Source organism: Haloarchaeobius salinus, assembly GCF_024464185.1.
GTDB classification, from domain to species: domain Archaea; phylum Halobacteriota; class Halobacteria; order Halobacteriales; family Natrialbaceae; genus Haloarchaeobius; species Haloarchaeobius salinus.
Window position 1 is genome coordinate 296,218 of the sequence record NZ_JANHAU010000003.1, and the last position, 20,732, is coordinate 316,949.

Here is a 20,732-nt window from a genome sequence, read left to right on the forward strand (position 1 = left end):
TTTTTCCCTTCCGGTCCCGTAGCCGGCGGCAATCGATGAGAGACCCCGATGGACTGCTGGCACGGGCGGGGGTCCGCGGCGACCCCGACCGCGACCAGCACTTCCTCGTTGACGACCGCGTCCTCGACCGACTGCCCGGTTACCTCCCGGAGACGGCCGACCGCGAGCACCTGCTGGAGATCGGCGCGGGCAACGGCGCGTTGACCGACCGGCTGCTCGCGACGGCCGAACACGTCACGGCCATCGAGCGCGACCCGACCCTGGCCGCCTTCCTGCGCGAGGAGTTCGCCGAGGAGCGCGAGGCGGGCCGGCTGACCGTCGTCGAGGGCGACGCCCTTGAGGTCGACCTGCCCGAGTTCTCGGCGTCGGTGTCGAACCTGCCGTACGGCGTGTCGAGCCCCATCACGTTCCGGCTGCTCCCCCTGAAACGGCCGCTCGTGCTGATGTTCCAGCAGGAGTTCGCAGAGCGGATGGTTGCCGAGCCGGGAACGGACGACTACGGCCGGCTCTCGGTGAGCACGCAGCACTACGCCGACGTGGAGCTGGTCGAGACGATACCCGCCACGGCGTTCTCGCCGCCGCCGCAGGTCGACAGCGCGGTCGTCCGATGTACGCCACGCGACCCCGACTACGAGGTCGACGACGAGGCGTTCTTCCTCGACTTCGTGAAGGCGGTGTTCACCCAGCGCCGGAAGACGATGCGGAACGCCATCCGCAACACGGCACATATCTCCGGACTGGACGACGCAGACGCCGTGGTCGACGCCGCCGCCGACGAGCTGATGGGCAAGCGGGCCGGGAAGCTCCCGCCGGAGACCTTCGCGGAGCTCGCGAGGGTCGCTGCCGAGGTCGGCCGTGATCGGGCAGATGAGTGAGTTCGGTGTCCCCCCGGCGCTCGCCGACGCCGCCGTGCACCTCCAGTCCGGGGGGAGCTGGGTCACGGACCTCGTCGAGGCGGTGAACGGCCTCGCCGAGGTCGTCGAGAGTCCGGTGCTGCGGGCGGTCGCGACCGTCGCCGCGGTCGCGTTCCTCGCAGCCATCGGCTACGTTACGAACAGAGTGCAGGGCGAACTGCGCGAGCGCTTCGGTAACACCGTCGCCGACCTGCTGACCGTGCTGCTCATCGGCCTGTCCGTGTTCGCGTCGGCGGCGGTCGTCGTCGGCGTCTGGTCGAGCGCGGACGAGGTCGCCAGCGCGATGCGGAACCTGCCGGTGTCGACCAGGGACTCGGACAAGGTGCTCATCTCGGTCGTCCTCGTACTGGTCACCCACATCCTCTCGCGGCTCGTCAAACGGGTGCTGGAGGACTACCTCGCGACCACCGAGGCGTTCTCGGACCACCAGCGACGGCTCACCTACCGCGTCTCGCAGGTCATCCTCTGGACCGGTGCGGCCATCGTCGCCCTCGGCGTCTGGAACGTCGAGCTGACCGGGCTACTGGTCGGGGCCGGCTTCGCCGGCATCGTCGTCGGGATGGCGGCCAGACAGACCCTCGGCGCGGTGCTCGCGGGCTTCGTGCTGATGTTCTCGCGGCCGTTCGAGATCGGCGACTGGATCGAGATCGGCGACGTCGAGGGCATCGTCACCGACATCTCCATCTTCAACACGCGGATACAAACGTTCGACGGCGAGTACGTCATGTTCCCGAACGACGTGGTCAGCGGCCAGCGGATCACCAACCGGTCGCGCAAGGGTCGGCTCCGCCTCGAGGTGGAGGTCGGCGTCGACTACGACACCGACGTGGACGCCGCGGTCGAGACCGCCGCCGAGGCCATCGAGGGCCTCGACACCATCCTGACGGTGCCGACGCCGCAGGTCGTCGTGAAGCGGTTCGACGACTCGGCTGTCGTGCTCGGTGTGCGGTTCTGGATCGACAACCCGAGCGCGCGCCGGAAGTGGCGGGCCCGTACCGCGGTCGTCACGGCCGTCAAGGAGGCGTTCGACGACGCGGGCGTCTCCATCCCGTTCCCGCAGCGCACGCTCGGGTCGCGGGGGGACGCCGACGTCGACGAGACGGCCGCAGCGGTCGCCGAACCCGCCCCGGACGGGGGTGACGAGTAGATGGCCGACGACCTCGCCGAGCGCCGGGGTGTCGAGACCGAGGTGTACCAGCCCGCGGAGGACTCCCACCTGCTCGCGGAGGCCGTCCTCGCGGACGGCGTCTCGGGAACCGTCGTCGAGGTCGGCACCGGTTCGGGCTACGTCGCAGAGCGGATCGCCGCGGAGACGGACGCCGCGGTCGTCGCGACCGACCTCAACCCCCACGCCTGCGAGCAGGCCCGCGAGCGAAGCGAGCACGGCGTGCAGGTGGTCCGTGCGGACCTCGTGGCACCGTTCCGCGACGGGAGCCTCGACGCGGTCGTGTTCAACCCACCGTACCTCCCCGCGGACGACGCCGCGGCCAGGAACGACTGGATGGAGGTCGCGCTCACCGGCGGCGAGGACGGGCGGGCGGTCATCGACCCGTTCCTCGACGACGTGGGCCGCGTGCTCGCGCCCGACGGGGTGGTCTACCTGCTGGTCTCCTCGCTCACCGGCGTCGACGAGGTCGTCGAGCGTGCCGCAGGCAACGGGTTCAGTGCCGTCGCGCTCCGCGACGAGTCGTTCCCGTTCGAGACGCTGACCGTGCTGAAGCTCCTCCGGTAGATAACTCGTGTGCATTTGCAGAGTTCGTAAATATTAAACTCCCGCATAGCCAAGCCGGAGTAAGATGACAGACCTCGTCGCGACGACACCAGGACTGTTCCCCCTCCCGGACTGGGCGAAATCGGAGCTCTCGGACCTCAAAGGGCACCAGAAGGGCGACCTCATCTCGGGCGACGACGGGCCGGAACTGCAGGACGCCTACGACCGCGCCCGGAGCGAGGTCGTCGACGTCCAGACCGACGCCGGACTCGACCGCGTCGTCGAGGGCCAGCTCCGCTGGGACGACATGCTCGCGCACCCGCTGGCCGTCCACGACAGCGTCGAGACCCGGGGAATCGTCCGCTACTACGACAACAACAACTTCTACCGCGAGCCCGTCGTGCAGGACGACCTGACGTTCGACGGGGACGTGGCCACCGAGCTGGAGGCCGCCGCCGAGCAGGTCGACGACGGGCTGCAGGCGGTGCTTCCAGGCCCGTACTCCCTGGCCGACCTCGCCACCGACGAGCACTACGGCGACGAGACGGAGTTCCTCCACGCCGTCGCCGACTTCCTCGCCGGTGAAGCCGACGCCTTCCCCGCGGTCGAGACGCTGTTCCTGCTCGAACCGTCGCTGGTCGAGAACGCACCGGACGAGGGCCTCGACAGCGAGGTCCCCGAGGCCGTCTCGGCGGTCGCCGACGCGGTCGACGCCGAGGTCGTCGTCCACCCGTACTGGGGCGCACTCGACGAGAAGGTGTACGCCCACCTCCTCGACGCCGACGTGGACGCCGTCGGCTTCGACTTCGTCTCCGACCACGAGGCGAACCTCTACAACCTGCAGGAGTACGGTGCGACCGACGACATCGCGCTCGGCCTGCTCGACGGGCAGAACACGCTCGTCGAGGAGCCCGAAGCCATCAACGAGCGCGTCGACTGGGTGTTCGACAACCTCCCGGTCGCAGAGTTCGACACGACGTACGTGACGACGAACACCGAGACGTTCTATCTCCCATACAGCAAGTTCGAGGCGAAGGTCCAGGCCGCCGCCGACGCCGTCGCCCTCGCCGAGACGGAGGTGCAAGCATGACGACCAACGAGAACCGCGATCAGTTCCGCCCCGAGGACCACCCGAACGACCACTTCCTCCTGACGACCGTCGTCGGGAGCTACCCGAAGCCCAAGTGGCTGAACCGCGCGAAGGAGCTCTACGAGGACGAGGACCACGAGTTCGACGCGGACGACTGGGCCGAGGCGAAGGACGACGCCTGCCGGCTCATCACCGACGAGCACGAGCGCGCCGGCCTCGACGTCGTCGTCGACGGCGAGATGCGCCGCAACGAGATGGTCGAGTTCTTCGCCCACCGCATCGAGGGCTACGAGTTCAACGGCCCGGTCAAGGTCTGGGGCCACAACTACTTCGACAAGCCGAGCGTCGTCGACGACGTCGAGTACACCGACAGCTGGCTGGTCGACGAGTACGAGTTCACCGCCGCGGCCGCCGAGCGCCCGGTCAAGGTGCCCATCACCGGCCCGTACACGCTCGCGAACTGGTCGTTCAACGAGGCCTACGAGGACGACGAGGCCCTCGCCTACGACCTCGCGGACCTCGTCAACGAGGAGATCGAGAAGCTCGTCGACGCCGGCGCGCGCTACATCCAGATCGACGAGCCCGCGCTCGCGACGACGCCCGACGACCACGCCATCGTCGGCGAGTGCCTGGAGCGCATCGCCGATGAGATCCAGGACGACGTGCGCATCGGCCTGCACGTCTGCTACGGCGACTACTCGCGCATCTACCCCGAGATCCTCGACTACCCCGTCGACGAGTTCGACCTCGAGCTCGCCAACGGTGACTACGACCAGCTCGACGTGTTCACCGCCGACGAGTTCACGAAGGACCTCGCGCTCGGTGTCGTCGACGCCCACACGGCCGAGGTCGAACCCGTCGAGGAGATCAAGGAGAACGTCAGGAAGGGTCTCGAAGTGGTCCCGCCGGAGCGGCTCGTCATCTCGCCCGACTGCGGCGTGAAGCTGCTCCCGCGCGAGGTCGCCTTCGGCAAGATGCGGAACATGGTCCAGGCCGTCCGCGAGGTCGAGGCCGAGCTCGACGCCGGCGAGATCGAGGTGCCCGCCGCGTCGCGGCGCTCGCCCGCCGACGACTGAGCGGTCCACCCGTTCTCCTCCGTCGCGGCTCCCGTCTCAGGTGGCACGCGGGAGGGTGACGCGAACTATCGTCCCCCGCGGGTCGTTCTCGGCGAAGTTCACCTCGCCACCGGCGGCCATCACCGCCCAGTTGACGAGCCACAGGCCGAGCCCGGAGCCGTGCTCCAGCGGCGTCTCCTCGTCGGCGGCCAGGACGCGTCGTTCCGCGGGCGGGATGCCGGGGCCGGTGTCGGCGATCTCGACCGTGACCGAGTCACCGTCGTCCGTGACGGTCACGCGCACGTCGGTCGTCGCCGTCTCGCCGTCGGTCGGTGTCCCGTGTTCGACGGCGTTGTCGACGAGCTCGTAGAGCGCCCACTCGAGCGTACTGTGCCCGAGCACGACCGCGTCGACCGACTCGGGCGTCTCGATGCTCGCGTCGGGGGACGCCCGGCGGACACGGTCGACAGCGTGGTCGATGGTCGGGCCGAGCGGGACCGCTCGGCGCTCGCCGTCGACGCCGTCGAGTGCGCGCTCGGCGAACCGGGCGCGGTCGGACCAGTCGACCAGCTGCTCGGCCGACGAGAGCATCGTCTCCAGCCCCTCGCGCTGGGCGGCCGACAGCTCCTCGGCTATCGTCTCGCCGTGACCGAGGATGAGGTTCGTCTCGTGGCGGACGTTGTGCCGGAGAACTCTGTTGAGCACGTTGAGCCGCTGCTCGCGGAGCACCCGGTCGGTCACGTCCTGCAGCGTGAGCAGCTGGCCGACGTACAGCCCGCGACCGCGGTACACCGGTGTCGATTCGACGTCGACGTAGCGCTCCCGGTCGTCCTCGCCGCTGAGCAGCAGTCGTTGCTGCTCCTCCTCGAGCCCGCCGTCGGTGGCCATCGCCAGCTCCGACTGCACGGACTCGAGGCGGCGGCCGACGGCGTCGTCGTCGCCGATGAACCGCTCTGCGGCCGGGTTGGTCTGCGTTATCTCGCCGTTCGCGTCGAGGACGACCACCCCGGCAGCCATCTCGGCGACGACCGCCTCGCTCGCGACCGTCGGCGTGAGTGGGACGACCCGGAGCAGTTCGTGTCCGAACAGCGCGACGGCGAACGCGACCAGCGAGACGGCGAACGCGACCGGTCCGAGCACCAGTCCGGGGACCAGCGGCGCGTCGACGACCGTCGGGACGCTCCCGAGCAGCGGTGCCGTCGCGGCGACGAGGAGCGCGACCGTCCGTCCGCGGTAGAGCTGTGGGACCTGCAGCGTCGCCCGGACGAGCACCGCGGAGCCCGCGATGACCATGGCGTAGACGTACAGGATGGTCACCGGGTACAGCGGACCGTGGTCGAGCGTCGCCGTCGGGAGCCCCGGCCCACCGACGGAGACGGCCTCGACGACGCGGAACAGCCCGTCGGGGTTCGCCCAGACGAGCACCAGCGTCACCACTGGCTGTACCGCGAGCAGGGCGGCGAACCGCCGGGAGTAGCCGCCCCTGGGGCCGGTGTAGGCGAGGACGAACAGCAGCCACGCGGGTGCGACCAGCAGGATACCGACCCACTCGGCGTTGACGAGGAAGAGGAACGACTCACGGGTGGTCGCACCGACACGGAGCCCGTGGATGCCGACCCACAGCCCCGAGCCGACGCTCAGGGTCGCGAACTCCACCCCACCGGGGACGGACCGTCGACGGGCTTCCCGGAGTGCGTACGCCGCGAGGGCGAACGCCATCGCGGCCAGCGAGAGGAGCGCGACCGAGAAGACGTTGAGCGTGATCATCGATGATGTGGTGACCGCCCGCAGCGGGTCTCGATGAACTGTCCTCCGACCCGCGGTCACTTGGCTCTACTTGCCGAATCATGGTCGGCGGTCAGAACACGCCCCGGACGAGCGCCCCGAACGTCGGGAGCCCCAGCCCGAGCGCCAGCGCGAGCCAGACCGGTTGCCCCATCCCGAGCACCGGTCCGAGCGTCCCGGCGAGCCAGAGCTGGCCGAGGAACACGACGACGGCGAGCACGCCGACCCCGAAGCCGGCACCGATGCCGCGCGGAACCGTGCGCTGTGGGAGTGCTGCCAGCGCGCCCGCGAGCAGCAACCCGGACCAGTGGAACAGCGAGAGCCCGACGCCGAGCAGGACCGCGCCGTTCGTCGCCGCGACGCGACGGCTGTCGTCCTCGCGCAGTTCGGTGAGGAACTCGGGCGTCATCCGTCTCCCTCCTCGAAGGTGATGTCGATGCCGTCCGGGACCTTCCGACGCATCGGCTTGTACTCGCCGTTCGCCCACGCCTGTAGCTGGTCGTCGTAGTGCGCGGAGAAGTAGTCGCCCGAGTTCCCCCCGGGCAGGATGGCCCGCGAGTCGCCGTCGAACGTGGCGACCATGCGCCAGCTCGCACCGGTCGACCCCTCGCTGTGGAAGTTCCGCACCGTGCCGGGCGAGCCGGCCGTCCGGAGCCGGTCGTAGTTCAGGAACGGCTGGTCGAACGGGTGCGAAAAGCGGACGCGGTTCCAGTCGCCGTAGTCGTCCCAGCCCTCGTCGGCGATCCTGTCGCGTGCTGCCCCCATCGCCTCGGCGGCGACGGCCGTTCGGTCGCCGTCGAACCACTCGCTGTCGGCCGGGAGCGTCCCGAGTATCCAGTCGTTCGGGTTCGGGAAGTCCTCGGGGAGTCCGGCGTCGGCGAACGCGTCCTCGAAGGTCGCGCTGCGGAACTCCCGGAGCCAGTGCTCGAACAGGAGCGGTTCTGGGTCGCCGGGGCGCATCTCGCCGTCCCAGTCCAGCAGCGACTCGGGCGGCTCGAAGGCGTCGGTCGAACTGCCACCGTCCTCGGTCGTCGGGACGCCGACCTCGGCGACGGCCTCGATGGTCGGACGGAACAGCTCGTACCGGGGGTCGAGCGTGTCGAGCTGTACGTCGCGGGCGAACGCGGCGTCCATCGGCTCGTCGCTCGACGCCCGCTCGTCCAGCCGGTCGTAGATGCGACTGCCACGGAACGGCGGCGCGTACCCCTCGGAGATGTAGTGCTCCGGGTCGCCCGTGAGTCGCTGGTTCGCCGTCGCGAGGGAGTCCGGGTTCCGCACGCCGGGCTTCTCCTCGAACGGGACGAACCCCTCCCACGAGGACTCGCCGAAGGGCGTGTAGCCCGCGCCCCACTCGCCCTCGCGGGCCGAGCCGTCGAAGATTCTGGTTCCCCGCACCGGCTCGCCGTCGGTCGTCCGGATGGGGATCTGGCCGGTGACCCAGTAGTACGTCCCGCCGTCCGAATCGGCGTAGACGAAGCTCTGCGTCGGCTCGTCGAACTTCCGGATGGCGGCCTCGGCCTCGTCGACGCCGCCAGCGACGTTGAGCTCGTGGACCGCCTCGACGGTCCGCGTCGCGGAGAGCCCCGTCCACGCGACGCCGAGCTCGTCGGCCCGCTCGAACTCGTCGCCGTCCGGGTACTGCGTGAGCACCGAACCGTGGACGGACCGCTTGACCGTCACCTCGACGTCCTCACCGTCGGCCACCGCGACGGTCTCGGTCCGGCTGTCGAACTCCCGCGTCTCGTCGCCGTACCGGTAGCTCCCGTCACCCGTCGTCTCGTACGTGTAGAAGTCGATGACGTCCGCGCCGGCGTTGGTGAAGCCCCACGCCCCGGCGTGGTTCTGGCCGATGATGACGAACGGGACTCCCGGGAAGCTCACCCCGCGCACGTCGAGCGGGTCCGGGCCGACGACGTGCTGCTCGTACCAGACCGGCGGCACGGTCAGGTTGAGGTGCGGGTCGTTGGCGACGATGGGATCGCCCGAAGCGGTGTGTTCGCCCGAGACCACCCACGAGTTCGAGCCCACACCGGGGTCGGACTCGAACGACCCGAGCCAGGAGACCATCCCGGGTTCCGGCGTCGCGGCGTCCGCGCCCGCGACCGTCCCCGAGGCACCGTCGCCACCACGGATGATGGGTACGTCGTGGTCCATGAGCCGCGGGTACAGCTCCTCGGTCGCCTCGCTCCCGAGTCGGTCCCGGGCCAGTGCCGTCCGGAGCGTGCGGAACGAGCCGGTCAGTCCCCACGCGATCTGCTTCGAGATGAGGAGGCACGCCGTCGGCGTCCACTCCCGCGGCTCGAACGACAGCAGGCGATACTCGAGGGGTGTCGACTCCCGTTCGAGCGCATGGTTCACGCCGTCGACGTACGCCTCGACCACGTCGCCGGTCGCGGTGCCCTCGGCGCGCTCCCAGGTCGCCTCGGCCGCGCCCGCGAAGTCCAGCTGGCGGTGGAACACGTCGGAGTCCACCGCCACGTCGCCGACGACCGCGGCCAGTTCCCCAGCCATCAGTCGTCGGTAGAGGTCCATCTGGAAGAACCGGTCCGCACCGTGGCAGTACCCCACCGCGAAGTACGCCGCACGCTCGTCGTCGGCCTCGACGTGCGGGACGTGGTCGTCGTCGTAGCTGACCGTCGCCGCGCCGTACGGACTGTCCACCGAACCGGCCGCGTTCCGGTTCGCCGCACCCCACACCGTCCCCGAGTTCGGCGTGAACCGTGTCAGGTACGACCGTGCGTCGGTCAGTGCCATCCCCCCGACGCCGGCCCCGAGGACCGCGGAGAGGACCGCGCGTCTCGTCGTCTCTTCGTTCACGATGCGCAGCTAAACGGACGGAACGGGTAAAGTTTCTTTCCGTGGTGGATGGCTCTGCCGGGAGTCCGTCCCCCCTCACGGGACGGAGCCGTGGCTCCCGAACTGCTGAACGGCGGAAGAAGTCGAAGGCTTACTCGTAGAGCCAGCCTTCGTCGACCTTCTCGTAGTCGACGAGTTCGTCCTCGTCGAAGAACAGGTCGATCTCGCGCTCGTTCGACCCGGGGTCCTCGTGGTCCGAGCCGTGGATGACGTTGCGGCCGAGGTCCAGCCCGAAGTCACCGCGGATGGTGCCCGGGGCGGAGTCGGCGGGGTCGGTCTCGCCCATCATAGTGCGGACCTGCCGGATGGCGTCGTCGCCCTCCCAGACCATCGCCATGACGGGCCCGGAGGTGATGAACTCGACGAGGCCGTCGAAGAACGGCTTGCCCTCGTGTTCGCCGTAGTGCTCCTCGGCGAGCTCCTGGTCGATCTGCATGAACTTCGCGCCGACCAGCTTCAGACCGCGGTCCTCGAACCGGGAGATGATCTCGCCGGTGAGGCCACGCTGGACGCCGTCGGGCTTGACCATGACGAAGGTGCGCTCGCGCTCGCTCATTCCTCGTCGTCCTCCTCGTCCCCGGAGACGCCGGCACCGGCCTCCGTCCACTCGAGGTCCCGGGGCTCGCGGCCGAGGTCGGCGTTCTTCTCACACTTCGCGGAACAGTAGTGGACCGTGGTGCCGTCCGTGTGGACGAACATGGTCCCCGTTCCGGGCGTGATCTCGGTACCGCAGTACTCGCAGTCGCGCGTCGTCACCATTATTGTCCTCCGATGGAGTCGGCCTCGCGAGCGGTCTCCCGCAGCTGCAGGATGTCGCCCTCGCGGACCGGGCCGAGGCAGTTACGCGTGATGATTCGACCCTGATTCTCCCCTTCGCGGATGCGACACTTGACCTGCATGGCTTCGCCGTGCATGCCGGTCTTGCCGACTATCTCGATGACTTCCGCGGGGGTCGCGCCGTCTTCGGACTCTTCGGCACTCATGGATTACCTCTAAAGGTCCTCGAGTTTGCCCGCGATGTCCTCGACGTCCGTCGAGGCCTCGCCGGCGTCGACGACGGCGGCCGCGGCACTCCCGACCTCAAGGCCGGCTGCGTGGCCGACGTCGTCCTGCGTCTCGATGAAGACGACCGGGATACCCTTCTCGTCGGCCAGCTCGGGGAGGTGCATGACGATCTCCTCGGGCTGGACGTCCTCGGCGACGTAGATGAGCTCGGCGTTGCCGCGCTCGACGGCCTTCGTCGTCTCGTTGGTTCCTTTCTTTACGCTACCTGTGTCTCGTGCGACCTCGAGGGCCTCGAGGGCGTCCTCTTGGAGGTCGGCTGGGATCTCTTTTGTTACGTAGACTGCCATGGTTGTTCACCTCTCCTACGCGTGGGCTCGCGCTCCCCTGCCGTCGCGGGCGAGGCCCGCATGACCGTCAGCTGGGTCCGACGGTCGGAATCCTGTGGGGCTAGGAGCATCATCAACCCCGCGTAGGGTGTAATACAACCGTAGCCCGGCCCACCTTATAAGGGTGTCCAAAGCGCCGAGCGCGTGGGACACCGGCCCACAGTTCACCCGGCCGAGATGGGGGACCGAAACGCCCCTCTATCTCGGGGCCCCACGCGGGTGTATGGACGCAGTCGACGCCGCGCATGCGCTGCTCGCAGAGGCCGACGCGACGAACGAGCGACGCCTGCTCGTGCTGACCGGCGCACGCGAGGCCTGCTACCGGGTCGCCGACGCCGTGCTCGACGCGGTCCCGGTCGGCGTCTCCGACACCGTGCTCGTCGGCGACCGCGACGCGCTCGCGTGTCGGCAGGTCGAACCGAACCGGGCGTCGACGCTGCTCGGAACGACGCTCTCGGCGGTCGTCTACGACGCCCACGACACGCTCCGGCCGAACGCACTCGGGCAGGTCGTCGGCGCGGTCGACGGGGGCGGCCTCCTCCTGCTGCTCGCGCCGGACCTCGACGACTGGCCGGACCGTCGCGACGGCTTCGACGAGGGGCTCGCGGTCCCGCCGTTCGGCGTCGAGGACGTCTCCGGACGCTTCAGGCGACGGTTCGTCGAGAGCCTCCGTGCACACCCCGGAATCGGTATCGTCGCGGTCGGCGCGGACGTTGGTGTCACCGACGAGACGGACGGGACGCGGGTCGTCGACGACGGCCTGACGAACCCCGCACCGCGGCTGGTCGACAGCCGCGAGCCCGAGAACGAGCCCCCGGTTCCGGTCGGACACTGGTTCCCGCGCGAGACGTACGAGGCGTGCCTGACCGCGGACCAGGTCGAGGCCGTCCACGGGTTCGAGTTCCTGGTGGGTGGGGTCGACGACCAGCGCGAACCGCGCGCGCTCGTCGTCGAGTCCGACCGCGGCCGCGGGAAATCGAGCGCCGCCGGCCTCGCAGCGGGCGCAGCGGCCGCCGACGGACAGGACGTGCTCGTCACCGCGCCGAATCGCCGGAACGCCGCGGAGGTGTTCGACCGCGTCCGCGAACTCCTCGAGGCGCTCGGCGCGGGCGGCGAGCACCCCGACCCCGGAACCCACCTGGTCACGACATCCGGTGGCGCGGTCCGGTACGAATCGCCACGAATCGCCGCCGAGGCGGCCGCCGAACCGGACCTGCTCGTCGTCGACGAGGCCGCGGCCCTCTCGGTCCGACTCCTCGATGCGACCCTCGCCGCCGACCGGGTCGCCTACGCCTCGACGGTCCACGGCTACGAGGGCGCGGGACGGGGCTTCTCGGTGCGCTTCCGCGAGCACCTCGACGAGAGCGACCACGAGGTCCGCGAGTGCCGGCTCGCCGAGCCCATCCGCTACGCGGCCGGCGATCCCGTCGAGGTCTGGTCGTTCGACGCGCTCGGGCTGGACGCCAGACCGCCGGTCCCAGAGATCGTCGCGGACGCCACGCCCGATTCGGTCAGCTACGAGCGCATCGACGGCGACGACCTGCTCGCGGACCCGACGCTCCTTCGCGAGACGTTCGGCCTGCTCGTGCTCGCACACTACCGTACCGAACCCGACGACCTCGCGCGACTGCTCGACGCGCCGAACCTGACGGTGCGCGCGCTGACCCACGGGGGCCACGTCGTCAGCGTCGCGCTGCTCGCCCGCGAGGGCGACCTCGACGACGAGACCATCGCCGGGATGTACGAGGGCGACCGCATCCGCGGGAACATGATCCCCGACGTGCTCGTGAGTCAGGTCCGCGACGAGGCCGCCGCCGCTCCCGTCGGGTACCGCGTCGTCCGCATCGCCACGCACCACGCCGTCCGCTCGGCGGGGCTGGGTTCGCGGCTGCTCGACGAGGTCAGGGCCGAGTTCGCCGAGAGCGTGGACTGGCTCGGCGTCGCCTACGGCGCGACGGCCCGCCTCGTCCGGTTCTGGGAGCGCAACGACTACGCCGCCGTCCACTACTCCACCACCCGGAACGACGTGAGCGGCCAGTACTCCGTCGTCATGCTCGACCCCTGCTCCGAGGCGGGCGCAGCCCTCGCGGACCGCCACGGCGACTGGTTCGCCCGCCGCGTCGGCGGCCAGCTCACGGACTCGCTGGACGACGCCGACCCCGAGGAGGTGCGCGCCGCGCTCGCGGCCTGCGACGGCGACCTCGACCTCTCGCTCACCGAGCACGAGTGGCGGATGGTCGCCGGCGCGGCCTACGGCACCGGCCTGTTCGACGTCGACCCCGCGCCGTTCCGCGAACTGGTCGTCAAACACCTCGTCGACCCCGACCACGCGGTCGAGCTGACCGACCGACAGGTGCGCGTCCTGGTCGAGCGCGCGCTCCAGGCGCGGGACTGGTCGACGGTCGCCGACGACTGCGGATTCCACTCCCCCGGCCAGTGCATGCGCGCCCTCGGCGACGCGCTCGTCCCGCTCTGTGACGCCTACGGCGGCGAGGTGGCCGACGAGGAGCGCGAGCGGCACGGTTGAGCGTCGGCCGGCGGGACGGGGCCGTGGGGAAGTTTGGTAACGGTAGACGCGGAACGCCTGCGTATGGAGTGTTCGGAACCGGACTGCGGGCGGGAGGCCGCGGTCGAACTCGACATCCCCTGGGACGAGAACCGGGCGGTGTGTCCGGCCCACGCCCGCGTCCTCGGGCAGCAGGACGGCGTCGTCGCGCTCCCACTCGACGGGAAGGAGGACGAGTGGCCGTGATAGACGTCATGGCGGCGGAACCGCGGTCGCACGGTTCCGGACGCGGGCGGAACTGGCGACGCACGCGGAGACGGGTGACCCCGACAGCAGGACCCACGCTTCGTCGGGGGTGAAGCAGCTGCTCGGGGCCATCGAAGAGTACGAAATGTGGGTGTGTCCGGCTCAGACCGTCGTCGCCAGCATCACTTCGTCGACGTAGTCCTCGTCGATCCTGTAGTGGTCCTCGCGCACCGCCTCCGTCTCCCAGCCGTGCCCCTCGAGGAACGTGATCGCGGCCTCGTTGGTCGCCGGGACGGAGTTGTAGATCTTCTCGTAGCCGTTCGAGGCGGCCCAGCCGACGCCGCGCTCGAGCAGGTGCGAGCCGATGTCGTGCCGGCGGTACTCGGCGAGCACGCCGACTGTCAGCTCGGCGGTGTGGGACAGCTTCGCCAGCTCCGGCGCACGGATGTGGACCCAGCCGACGACCTCGTCGCCGACCGTCGCGACGAAGAACATGCGCGACTCCAGCTCGTTGTGCCGGAGCAGTACCTCCTCGTGGTCGAGCACGTCGGCCACGGATTCGGCGACGATGTAGTCGCCGCTGCTGGCGACCGCCCGGATGGCTCCGACGAGCCCGGCGAGGTCCTCCTGTCGCGCCTGTCGGATGACGAAGTCGAGGTCGTCTGAGGTGTGCTCCTCGGCGGCTGCCTCGTCCTCGAAGGCGACCTTCAGTTCGCCGCCGGTGTCGGTGAGGTAGCCGTCGCGCTTCAGGATGGCCACGTGGTGTCGCACCGCTCGCGGGTCGAGGTTCAGCGCCCGGTGGAGCGAGTCGCGTTCTACCGTGCCGTGGCTCTCGACGTACTCGTAGATGCGCTCCCTGTCCTCGTGGTCGAAGCTCAGCTTGTCAGTGAGTTTCATGATGGTTGTTACCACGAAGCCAGCCGTAATGATTGTTTGGGAGGATTCCGGTCCCGGGAGGGAGTCAGGCCAGTCCCTTCAGGAGATCGCCGACGGCGTAGGCGACCGTCGCGGCGGCCATCCCGACGACGAACATCTCGCCGCCGTTCCAGTACCACGACCGGCTCGTCACGAGGCTCCGGCTCGCACCGACGACGAAGAACGCCAGCCCGGTCACCGCGATGGAGATGGGGAACGCCGGTTCGAGCTCGAAGATGTACGGGAGCAACGGTGCCCAGCCGGCGACGACGAACGCGAGGAACGTCACGAAGGCCGTGCTCGCCGGCGACTTCCCGCCGTCGGCCGGACCGTCAGACTCCCCCTCGACCGTCGCCCGGTAGTCCATCTCGGAACGGCGGCTCAGGTAGTTGCTCATCCCCATCGAGAAGCCGTCCGCGAACAGGTTCGCCGCCCCGAGCACGAGGACGATGCCCGGGTTGAGCGCCGCCCCGGCGACGCCCGAGACGACGGCGAACGTCGTGACGATGCCGTCGTTCGTGCCGTAGATGACCTCCGCGAGGTACCGGCCGGTGTCGTCGACGTCGTCGCCGAGGAGGATCTCGAGCATACGGCGCACGCTACGGCGGCACGAGATACGAAACTACGGGTCAGGAGAACGGTCGAGTCGGTGACCGCCGGCCGTCAGCGCCGGTCCGGGACCGTCGTCAGCAGCTGGGCCACGTCCCGGGCATTGTGCGTGTCGACCAGCACCTCCGCGCCGGTCCGGATGGCGAACGAGCAGTCCATCTCGACGCCGTAGCAGCGCGCGTACAGCTCCAGCCAGTCGTTGAAGACGGCCTCCAGCCGCTCGCGCTCGGCCGACGGCAGCTCCGGGCCGCCGGTCCGGCAGTCGGTGAACAGCACGACAGCCGGCCCGACGCCCTCGCGGACGTACTCGCTCGCCCGGGCGTCGGGGTCTGCGGGCGGCTCGAACGACGCCCGTTCGGCCTCGACCCGGCGTTCGAACTCGTCGATGCGTGCGGCGACGGACATCTCAGCCCTGCTCGTACTCGACGCCCTTGCCGCCGCGTGGGTGCTCCCACTTCGTGTCGGCGACGACGGCGCAGGTCCCGCACTCGACGCAGGGCTGCGTGTCGAGGCTCACGACACGCTCCTCGCTGCCGTTCGTGCCGACGGTCTCCGAGCGGTAGCAGCCGCCGCCGAAGTCCTCGGCGCTGACCGGGCAGGCAGTGACCGCCATGCCGCTGGCTTCCCACGAGTTGTCGAGCACCTCGATGTGCGGGTTGCCGATGTCGGTGTTGTAGCTCAGGTCGCCGATGCGCTCCTCCAGGCTCGGCGGCTCGACCGTGCTCTCGCCGCTGACCGGCGCACCTTGCTCCTCGCCGATGAGCGTCGGGATGGTGACGTAGGCCGGCTTGATGTCCGGCAGCATCGACAGCAGGCGCGGTGAGTTGAACGCCTTCTCGACCATCGACTCGGCGGCACCGGTCCGCAACACGGCGCGGCCGACCGGCGACTTCGCGACCGTCTCCATGACGCTCGCCATCGCCGGATGCTCGCTGATGCCGCTCGTCCAGTCGTAGCTCTTCGGCCGGAGCTTGTCCATCACGCCCTCCTGGTCGAGCAGCGTGGTGTACCGCTGGCCGGCGGTCTCGCCGGAGCGACCGCGAGCGGTCACGTACGCGTCGGCGGCGAGCGCACCGGCCGTGACAGCGTGGTTCATCCCCTTGATGATGGGGCCCTGGGCCTGCATCTGCCCGGCGGCGTCCCCGACGAGCAGCAGGCGGTCGCGGTGGGGCTGCTTGAGCGCCACCTTCTTCGAGTCGGGCACCAGCTTCGCGGAGTACTCGATCTCGTCGTACTCCTCGGGCAGCCAGTTCGAGAGGTGCGGGTGGGTCAACAGCGCGTCGAGCAGCTCGTGGGTCTCGGCGCGCTCCTCGACGATGCTGTCGAGGTGGAACACGGTCCCGATGGAGAGCGTGTCCTGGTTCGTGTACATGAACCCGCCGCCGCGGGCGTCCTGGAACAGGTCGCCCGAGAACAGCCTGGCGACGCCCTCGTCCTCGTCGACGTCGAACGTCTCCTGGACGAAGCCGTCGGGGCAGTCGACCACGGCCTTGACGCCCTGGAACCACTCCTCGGGCTCGTCCCAGTCCATCAGGCCGGCCTCGCGGGCCAGCTCGGAGTTGACGCCGTCGGCCGCGATGACCACGTCGGCCTCGATGTCGTCCAGCTCGTCGCAGGTGACGCCGACGATCTCGCCGTCCTCGCGGAGCAGGCCGTTGACCCGCACGTCGGTCAGCAGGCCGCCGCCGCTCTCGCGGCACTTCTCGTGGACCTGCTCGGCCATCCACGAGTCCATCTTCCGGCGGAGTACCGAATCGCACCAGAGCGTGTCGTTCTCGTGCAGCGGCGTCAGGTCGTACGTCTTGACCTGGTTCCCCGCGATGTTGTCCATCTTGTAGTCCGTGATGGGGCGCTCGCTGGCCTCCTCGCGGAACCCGGGGAACAGGTCGTCGACGGTGTACGGCGCGGACTGCTCGGCGTAGATGAGTCCGCCGGAGACGTTCTTCGAACCGGCGTCGACGCCGCGTTCGAGGACGAGCGTCTCGACGCCGTGGTCGGCGAGCCGGGCGGCTGCTGCGGCCCCACCGGGTCCAGCACCGACGACGACCGCCTCGTAGTGCTCGCGGTCAGTCATCGCCACCACCTCCGGGAGCCGCGGCCTCGGCAAGTGCCTCGCTCACGTCGCCGCTCTCGACGGCGTCGATGAGCCCGGGCAGCACGTCGAACAGGTCCCCCTCGATGAAGTAGTCCGAGAAGTCCCTGATTCGCGCATCGGGGTCGGTGTTGATGGAGACGATGACGTCGGAGTCGTCCATCCCGACCTTGTGCTGGATCGCGCCGGAGATACCGGCGGCGATGTAGAGGTCGGGCGCGACGATCTGGCCGGTCTCGCCGATCTGGCGCTCCTCCTTCGTGTACGGCTCGACGTTCGCGTCGAACTGGTACGAGCCAGTGACGATGCCGCGGGTGACGCCCACGTCGGCCTCCTCGAAGCAGTCGGCGAGCTCGACGCCGAGCTCCATCCCCCTCGTGGGGTCCGCGCCGATGCCACGGCCCATGGCGACGACGACCTCGTTGCCGGTGAGGTCGACGCCCTCGTCGAGCACGTCGTGGTCGGTGACCTCGACGTGGAACCAGCCGTCGTCGATATCGCCGTCCCACTCGACGACCTCGCCCTCGCGGTCGGGGTCCCGGTCCGGCACCTCGAAGCTGCCCGGGATGACCGAGCCGCCCTGCGGGTGGAAGTCCCGGTGCGGGTTGTCGATGCAGAGGATGGTCGAGTACTCGAAGCCGGAGAAGTCCGGCCGCTTCATGTGCAGGATGCGGTCGAACGTCTTCGTCGTGCCAGGCTCGCCCGTCTTCACGGGGTTCGAGATCTCGGCGTCCTCGATGTACAGGCCGGAGCAGTCCGAGGCGAGCCCGGAGTCGAGCTCGGCCTGCACGAGCGCGGAGAGGTCCCGCCCGTTGTTCGTCGCCGGGAACAGGACGTAGCGCGGCTCGTCGTAGTCGCGCCAGTCCGCCGGGTCGGGGTTGCCCTCGCCGGGGTCGCCGCCCCAGCGCGCCATGTCAGAGAAGATGCGGGTGTACGGCTTGTGCCGGAAGCGTTCGAGACGCTCGTCCTCGGCGGTGACGACCACGTCCGCGCCGAGTTCGATGCACTCCTCGGTGTGCTTCTCGACGTCGTCGCCGATGAGCACCGCGACCACCTGCTCGTCGCCACCGTAGTCGTCCTCGTACTGGTCCATCAGCTCGCGGGCCTTCCCGAGCATCTCCCGGGAGACGTCGAGCAGGTCGCCACGCTGGGTCTCGCAGTACACCCACATGTCCTCGTAGGTGCCGTCCTCGATGGCCCGGACGTGGCGCTTGTCGTTCGTCGGGTGGTCGAGGTCTGGGTGGCGCTCCTCGGGCGTCTCCGCCTCGACCGCTTCCCCGTCACCGCCGTCCTCGGTCTCGCTGAGATCGTCGATGCGCTTCTGGATGAGGTTCTTGGCGCTGTCCCTGTCCTCGCCGGCCTCCTCCGCTTCCAGGAGGGCCTCCAGTTCGTCGACCTCGTCGATGTCGCGGACCGCGTTGCCGATGTCGGCGACGCTCATGTCGCTCGGGTCGACGTCGCCGGCGTCGGCCTCCTCGTCGTCCTCGCTGAACTTGTCGATGCGGCTCTCGATGAGCGTCACCGCGCCGGTGCGGTTCTCGCCCTCCTTCTCGGCTTCGAGGATGGCCTCGAGCTCGTCGACGTCCTCGACGTCCTTCAGCTCGGGGCCGAGTTCGGCGATGGTGTACTCGCCGGGGTTGATTTTCGCCATCGTCAGTCACCCCCCGCGAACGGCGTCATCTCCTCGAGCACCTGTTCCATCCCCTCCTCGTCGTCCGGCGTCACCATCGTCGCCTCGCGCTCCGAGGGTGCCTTCGGGATGGGGTCGACCGACGAGACGATGGTCGGCGAGCCGTCCAGTCCGACGAAGTCGGGGTCGAGGTTCAGCTCCTCGTGGTTCCACATCGTGAGGTGGTCCTCGTAGTTCTCCGCGCGCTCTTTCGTCTGCTCGCGCAGGTCCTTCAGCTCCAGCCGGTGCGCCGCGCGACGGTACGTCGGCTCGAACTCGGGGTCGGTGACGACGACGCAGGGCAGCGGTGCCTCGACGGTCTCGATCTCGTCCACGTCACCCTCGACGAGGCGCTTCGCACGCACCACGTCGTTCTCGGGCTCGATGTCGAGCGAGATGACGTGCGTGAGGATGGGTCGGTCCAGCCCCCAGCACGTCTGCGGGCCGGTGTGGCCCGTCTCGCCGTCGGCTGTCTTGAAGCCCGCGAACACCACGTCCGGCTCGCGGTCCATGTGTTCCATGGCCGTGGTCAGCGTGATGGCCGTCGCCCAGGTGTCGGCGGCGGCGAACTCCCGGTCCGACACCAGGACGAGGTCGTCGGCGTACACGTCGCGCATCCCCTCCTCCAGGATGTTGTCGTAGCCCGGCGGCCCCATGCTGCAGAGCGTGACGTTCCCGCCGTGGCGCACCTTCGTCTGCAGGGCTGCGCGCAGAGCGAACTTGTCGTTCGGGTTCATCACCGTCGGGGTCTTCCCGCGCTCGAGGTGGCCGTCCTCGTCGAAGGACACCTGGCCCTCTCGGAAGTCGGGGACCCCCTTTGTGAGTACTGCTATCTCCATCGGTTCCTATGCACGCCCCTGCCGTCCTGCGTCCACGTCGATCGCGTCGACCGGGCAGACGTCGACACAGAGCATGCAGTCGATACACTGGGCCTCGTTCGCCGGGTCTGCCTTGATCTCGGACTCGGGGTGGCCCGGGGTGTCCACCCACTCGAACACGTCGACAGGGCAGTCCTCGAGACACGCGCCGTCGGCGAGACAGATGTCGAAGTCCACCGCGACGTGGGTGCCGTGGATACCGAGCGTCTCCGGCTCCTCGACCGGCCCCCACACGTCGTGGCCGTTGTGCTCGTCGACTAGTTCACGGTTCTCCTCGAAGTTCGGGTCAATGGGCATTGTCACCTAGGCACGAAGGCGGCCCGGGTCTTAAATTTACGTTCGTGAACGACGTGACGGCGGCGCGGTCGGCACTCGCCAGCGACCACGCCGGACACCCCACCGAGGACACCGGTAGCGCCCCCACGACGACCGGACGATCCCCCGGTCACACGACGTACGCGAGGGAGAGACGGCACAACAGCCTTCAGGTCGCCGTGACTACAGGCGGTCATGGACGTCACCGCCCCCCTCGCCGGTGTCGACCCGGTGCTCGTCGTCGCCCTGGTCCTCCTGGTCGCCGGCATCGTCGGTAGCGTGATCCCATCGATGCCCGGCCCGTTGCTCTCCGTCGCGGGCGTGCTCGCCTTCTGGCTCTGGGGCGACGGACTCGGCACGTTCGTCGCGCTCGGACTCGTCGCCGTCGGGCTGTTCGCCGTCGTCGCTGACCTGCTCGCCGACGCCGTCTCCGCCCGCGTGGGCGGCGCGTCCTGGCGGACGACGGCGCTCGCAGGCGTGGTCGGCCTCGTCTTGTTGTTCGTCACCGGCCCGCTCGGCGTCGTCGTCGGCGTCGTCGGTACGGTCTTCGCGCTGGAGTACTGGGACACCGAGGACCACCGTCACGCCGCCCGCGCCGCCGCGACGACCAGTCTCGGCATCCTCGCGAGCGCGGTCGTGCAGGTCCTGCTGACGCTGTCGATGCTGCTCGGCTTCGGCCTGTTCGTCTTCGTCTGGTAGC

The 20,732-nt window shown here is 69.5% G+C and carries 22 protein-coding genes; 8 read left to right on the forward strand and 14 right to left on the reverse strand.

The features are described 5' to 3' along the window. Positions 1–35 precede the first annotated feature (35 nt). The 5 genes from NO345_RS13985 (at position 36) to NO345_RS14005 (ending at position 4,791) form a co-directional block, all read left to right on the forward strand. On the forward strand, positions 36–875 hold the full coding sequence (locus tag NO345_RS13985; RefSeq protein WP_256300163.1) for a 16S ribosomal RNA methyltransferase A: 840 nt from the start codon (positions 36–38) through the stop codon (positions 873–875). Further along, positions 868–2,061: a mechanosensitive ion channel family protein gene (locus tag NO345_RS13990; protein WP_256300164.1), complete on the forward strand. Its 1,194-nt coding sequence runs from the start codon at positions 868–870 to the stop codon at positions 2,059–2,061. Before NO345_RS13985 ends, NO345_RS13990 begins: the two co-directional genes overlap by 8 nt. Further along, positions 2,062–2,646, forward strand: a complete 585-nt coding sequence (locus NO345_RS13995; RefSeq protein WP_256300165.1) for a HemK2/MTQ2 family protein methyltransferase — start codon at positions 2,062–2,064, stop codon at positions 2,644–2,646. A 64-nt stretch (positions 2,647–2,710) separates the two neighbouring features. Further along, positions 2,711–3,715, forward strand: coding sequence for a 5-methyltetrahydropteroyltriglutamate--homocysteine methyltransferase (locus NO345_RS14000; RefSeq protein WP_256300166.1), 1,005 nt, complete (start codon positions 2,711–2,713; stop codon positions 3,713–3,715). Then, positions 3,712–4,791, forward strand: a complete 1,080-nt coding sequence (locus NO345_RS14005; protein ID WP_256300167.1) for a methionine synthase — start codon at positions 3,712–3,714, stop codon at positions 4,789–4,791. The genes NO345_RS14000 and NO345_RS14005 overlap by 4 nt, the downstream gene beginning before the upstream one ends. Before the next feature lie 36 nt (positions 4,792–4,827). On the opposite strand, the gene NO345_RS14010 is transcribed toward NO345_RS14005, so the two are convergent. The 7 genes from NO345_RS14010 to rpl7ae form a co-directional block, all read right to left on the reverse strand. After that, positions 4,828–6,537, reverse strand: coding sequence for a sensor histidine kinase (locus NO345_RS14010; RefSeq protein ID WP_256300168.1), 1,710 nt, complete (start codon positions 6,535–6,537; stop codon positions 4,828–4,830). 91 nt (positions 6,538–6,628) lie between these two features. Continuing rightward, positions 6,629–6,964 (reverse strand): hypothetical protein, encoded by a 336-nt coding sequence (locus tag NO345_RS14015; RefSeq protein ID WP_256300169.1) that lies wholly within the window; start codon positions 6,962–6,964, stop codon positions 6,629–6,631. Continuing rightward, positions 6,961–9,372 carry a penicillin acylase family protein gene (locus tag NO345_RS14020; RefSeq protein ID WP_256300170.1) on the reverse strand — a complete coding sequence of 804 codons (2,412 nt, stop codon included), beginning with the start codon at positions 9,370–9,372 and terminating at the stop codon, positions 6,961–6,963. Before NO345_RS14020 ends, NO345_RS14015 begins: the two co-directional genes overlap by 4 nt. Positions 9,373–9,502: 130 nt before the next feature. After that, positions 9,503–9,967: a nucleoside-diphosphate kinase gene (gene ndk, locus NO345_RS14025; RefSeq protein WP_256300171.1), complete on the reverse strand. Its 465-nt coding sequence runs from the start codon at positions 9,965–9,967 to the stop codon at positions 9,503–9,505. Continuing rightward, complete coding sequence (locus NO345_RS14030) at positions 9,964–10,170, reverse strand: 50S ribosomal protein L24e (protein ID WP_256300173.1); 207 nt, start codon at positions 10,168–10,170, stop codon at positions 9,964–9,966. The genes ndk and NO345_RS14030 overlap by 4 nt, the downstream gene beginning before the upstream one ends. Next, positions 10,170–10,394 carry a 30S ribosomal protein S28e gene (locus NO345_RS14035; RefSeq protein WP_089731743.1) on the reverse strand — a complete coding sequence of 75 codons (225 nt, stop codon included), beginning with the start codon at positions 10,392–10,394 and terminating at the stop codon, positions 10,170–10,172. The genes NO345_RS14030 and NO345_RS14035 overlap by 1 nt, the downstream gene beginning before the upstream one ends. 9 nt (positions 10,395–10,403) lie before the next feature. Continuing rightward, positions 10,404–10,763, reverse strand: a complete 360-nt coding sequence (gene rpl7ae / locus NO345_RS14040) for a 50S ribosomal protein L7Ae (RefSeq protein WP_256300174.1) — start codon at positions 10,761–10,763, stop codon at positions 10,404–10,406. Positions 10,764–11,025: 262 nt separating this feature from the next. On the opposite strand from rpl7ae, the gene tmcA reads away from it, so the two are divergent. Further along, entirely contained in the window at positions 11,026–13,329 is a 2,304-nt protein-coding gene (gene tmcA, locus NO345_RS14045; RefSeq protein WP_256300175.1) for a tRNA(Met) cytidine acetyltransferase TmcA, read from the forward strand. Between the two features lie 63 nt (positions 13,330–13,392). Then, a complete protein-coding gene (locus tag NO345_RS14050) occupies positions 13,393–13,554 on the forward strand; it encodes a DUF8014 family protein (protein ID WP_256300176.1) in 162 nt (53 codons plus the stop codon). Between the two features lie 162 nt (positions 13,555–13,716). Here NO345_RS14050 and NO345_RS14055 read toward each other — a convergent pair whose 3' ends face one another. The 7 genes from NO345_RS14055 to NO345_RS14085 form a co-directional block, all read right to left on the reverse strand. Continuing rightward, the gene (locus tag NO345_RS14055; RefSeq protein WP_256300177.1) at positions 13,717–14,451 is read right to left on the reverse strand and encodes a GNAT family N-acetyltransferase; all 735 of its coding nucleotides are present in this window, start codon (positions 14,449–14,451) and stop codon (positions 13,717–13,719) included. 64 nt (positions 14,452–14,515) lie between these two features. After that, on the reverse strand, positions 14,516–15,058 hold the full coding sequence (locus NO345_RS14060) for a VIT1/CCC1 transporter family protein (RefSeq protein ID WP_256300179.1): 543 nt from the start codon (positions 15,056–15,058) through the stop codon (positions 14,516–14,518). A gap of 74 nt (positions 15,059–15,132) precedes the next feature. Then, a complete protein-coding gene (locus tag NO345_RS14065; protein WP_256300180.1) occupies positions 15,133–15,483 on the reverse strand; it encodes a DUF8055 family protein in 351 nt (116 codons plus the stop codon). Position 15,484: 1 nt separating this feature from the next. After that, a complete protein-coding gene (locus tag NO345_RS14070) occupies positions 15,485–17,152 on the reverse strand; it encodes an FAD-dependent monooxygenase (protein ID WP_256300182.1) in 1,668 nt (555 codons plus the stop codon). Then, the gene (locus tag NO345_RS14075) at positions 17,145–18,821 is read right to left on the reverse strand and encodes an electron transfer flavoprotein subunit alpha/FixB family protein (RefSeq protein ID WP_256300184.1); all 1,677 of its coding nucleotides are present in this window, start codon (positions 18,819–18,821) and stop codon (positions 17,145–17,147) included. The genes NO345_RS14070 and NO345_RS14075 overlap by 8 nt, the downstream gene beginning before the upstream one ends. 2 nt (positions 18,822–18,823) lie before the next feature. Continuing rightward, positions 18,824–19,678: an electron transfer flavoprotein subunit beta/FixA family protein gene (locus NO345_RS14080; RefSeq protein WP_256300185.1), complete on the reverse strand. Its 855-nt coding sequence runs from the start codon at positions 19,676–19,678 to the stop codon at positions 18,824–18,826. A 6-nt stretch (positions 19,679–19,684) separates the two neighbouring features. After that, positions 19,685–20,014, reverse strand: a complete 330-nt coding sequence (locus NO345_RS14085; protein WP_256300186.1) for a 4Fe-4S dicluster domain-containing protein — start codon at positions 20,012–20,014, stop codon at positions 19,685–19,687. Between the two features lie 213 nt (positions 20,015–20,227). On the opposite strand from NO345_RS14085, the gene NO345_RS14090 reads away from it, so the two are divergent. Beyond that, positions 20,228–20,731, forward strand: a complete 504-nt coding sequence (locus NO345_RS14090) for a DUF456 family protein (protein WP_256300188.1) — start codon at positions 20,228–20,230, stop codon at positions 20,729–20,731. Position 20,732 lies beyond the last annotated feature (1 nt).